Source organism: Methylobrevis pamukkalensis, from assembly GCF_001720135.1.
In the GTDB taxonomy this organism is placed as follows: Bacteria; Pseudomonadota; Alphaproteobacteria; order Rhizobiales; family Pleomorphomonadaceae; genus Methylobrevis; species Methylobrevis pamukkalensis.
In genome coordinates this window covers 1-2,424 of sequence record NZ_MCRJ01000226.1, presented here as the reverse complement: position 1 = coordinate 2,424, position 2,424 = coordinate 1, and the positions used below count along the sequence as shown (strand labels likewise).

Genomic DNA, 2,424 nt, shown 5'->3' with positions numbered 1-2,424 from the left:
GTCGCGGTCATCCTGTACCAGGACGTCAGCCATGCACCATTCGTGCAACTGTCGGCTCTTTGTACCGGTATTTACCGCTGACGCAATGGCCCGCACAAGATGCTACTCCGCGTTGTTCCGCGGCGTTGCTACCCTGACGTTCAGTTCGCCGGCAACGGATCAAGTCCGCCGGCGGCGATGAAATACGGATTGGCAAAATCGCTGTCGGTCGGCTGGTTGCGCTTGCCGTAGAGCAGCGGGCTGCCGTCCGTGGTCACGACCTTGCCGCCGGCCGCCCGCAGCACGGCATCGCCGGCCGCCGTGTCCCATTCCATGGTCCGGCCGAAGCGGGGATAGAGATCGGCCTCGCCGCAGGCGACGAGGCAGAACTTCAGCGACGAGCCCGCGGGCCGGAAGGCGCCGACATTGTAGCGGCCGAGATAAGCCTCCGTCTCGCCGCTGCCATGGGAGCGGCTGCCGATCGCGGTGATCGCGGCGGGCGCCGCGCGGGTGGAAATCGCCGAGAGCGCGCCGACGGCGCCGTCCTCGACCCGGGCCTGGAAGGCCCTCCCGCCGGCCGCGACGTAGAGATCGCCGAGAGCGGGGGCATAGACCACGCCGGCCACCGGCACACCCTTGTCGATCAGCGCGACATTGACGGTGAACTCGCCGTTGCGGCTGACGAATTCCTTGGTGCCGTCGAGCGGGTCGACGAGGAAGAAGCGGTCGTCGGTCGCCGGAACCCGGCCGGCGGCGGCCTCTTCCTCGGCCACCACGGCGATGCCGGGTGCAAAACGCCGCGAGCCGCTCGAGAATGATCGCCTCGGCGCTCTCGTCGGCGGCGGTCACGGGGGAGGCGTCCGACTTGACGGTGACGTCGAAGTCGCCGGAATAGATCTCGAGGATCCGCGCGCCGGCCGCAACGGCGGTCCCGACCAGGAAGTCGATCAGCTGGTCATCGTTGAACTGGGTCATCGCAAGTCCTTGCAAGACGACATCCGGGGCGCGGCCGCTGCCGGCCGCCCGCCGGTCGTGGGGACGGAACGGATCAGGGACGGCCGATGCTCACGTAGCTGAAGCCGGCCTTCTCCATCTGGTCCTTGCGATAGATGTTGCGCAGATCGATCAGAACCGGCGCGTTCATGAGCTCGCGGAGCCGGTCGAAATCGAGCGCGCGGAACTGGTTCCACTCGGTGACGATCACGACGGCGTCGGCCCCGGTCACGCAGTCATAGGCACTCTCGGCGAAGACGAGGCCGTCGATCACGTCCCGTGCCGCTTCCATGCCCTGCGGGTCGTAGCCCTTCACCGTGGCACCGGCATCGCGCAGGGCCTGGACGATCGAGATCGCCGGGCTGTCGCGCATGTCGTCGGTGTTCGGCTTGAAGGTCAGGCCGAGAACGGCGACGGTCTTGCCGCGCACGTCGCCGTTGCAGGCGGCGACCACCTTGCGGGCCATGGCCCGCTTGCGGGTCTCGTTGACCGCAACCGTGGTCTCGATCAGCCGCACCGGGCTGGCATAGTCCTGCGCGGTCTTCACCAGCGCCATCGTGTCCTTCGGGAAGCACGAGCCGCCGTAGCCGGGGCCGGCGTTGAGGAACTTCGAGCCGATGCGGCCATCGAGGCCGATGCCGTGGGCGATGTCCTGGACGTGGCGCCGACCTGCTCGCTGAGGTCGGAGATCTCGTTGATGAAGGTGATCTTCATCGCGAGGAAGGCGTTGGCAGCATACTTGATCAGCTCGGACGAGCGGCGCGAGGTGAACAGCAGCGGCGACTTGTTGAGATAGAGCGGCCGGTAGACGTCGATCATCACCTCGCGGGCGCGCTCGTCCTCGAGGCCGACGACGATGCGGTCGGGGTGCTTGAAGTCGTCGATCGCGGCGCCTTCCCGCAGGAATTCCGGGTTGGACACGACCGCGAAATCCGCGTCCGGGCGCTCCTGGCGGATGATCCGCTCGACCTCGTCGCCGGTGCCGACCGGCACGGTCGACTTGGTGACGACGACGGTGAAGCCGTCGATCGCGCGGGGCGATCTCGCGGGCGGCGGCGTAGACATAGGAGAGGTCCGCATGGCCGTCGCCGCGGCGCGACGGGGTGCCGACGCCGATGAACACGACTTCGGAGGACGCCACCGCCTCGGTGAGATCGGTGTCGAAGGTCAGCCGGCCTTCGCTGGCGTTGGTCTTGACCAGTTCGTCGAGACCGGGTTCGAAGATCGGGATCCGCCCTTCCTTGAGGGCGTCGATCTTGCGCTGGTCCTTGTCGATGCAGAACACCTGGTGGCCGAAATCGGCAAAACACGCACCCGAGACAAGTCCGACGTAGCCTGATCCGATCATCGTAATACGCATACGGTATTTCCCTGTCTGAATGACATCAATCGCGTTGGCGGACGACCCGGACGAGGTCCCTCATGTCCGGTGGGCCGGGATCAATGCGTCAC

At 66.7% G+C, this 2,424-nt stretch carries 2 pseudogenes; both read right to left on the bottom strand.

The annotated features are described in order from the left end of the window. Positions 1 to 140: 140 nt before the first annotated feature. Positions 141 to 954 (bottom strand): annotated as a pseudogene (gene cysQ, locus A6302_RS20035) (3'(2'),5'-bisphosphate nucleotidase CysQ). A gap of 73 nt (positions 955 to 1,027) precedes the next feature. After that, positions 1,028 to 2,332, bottom strand: a pseudogene (locus A6302_RS20030) (UDP-glucose dehydrogenase family protein). Positions 2,333 to 2,424 lie beyond the last annotated feature (92 nt).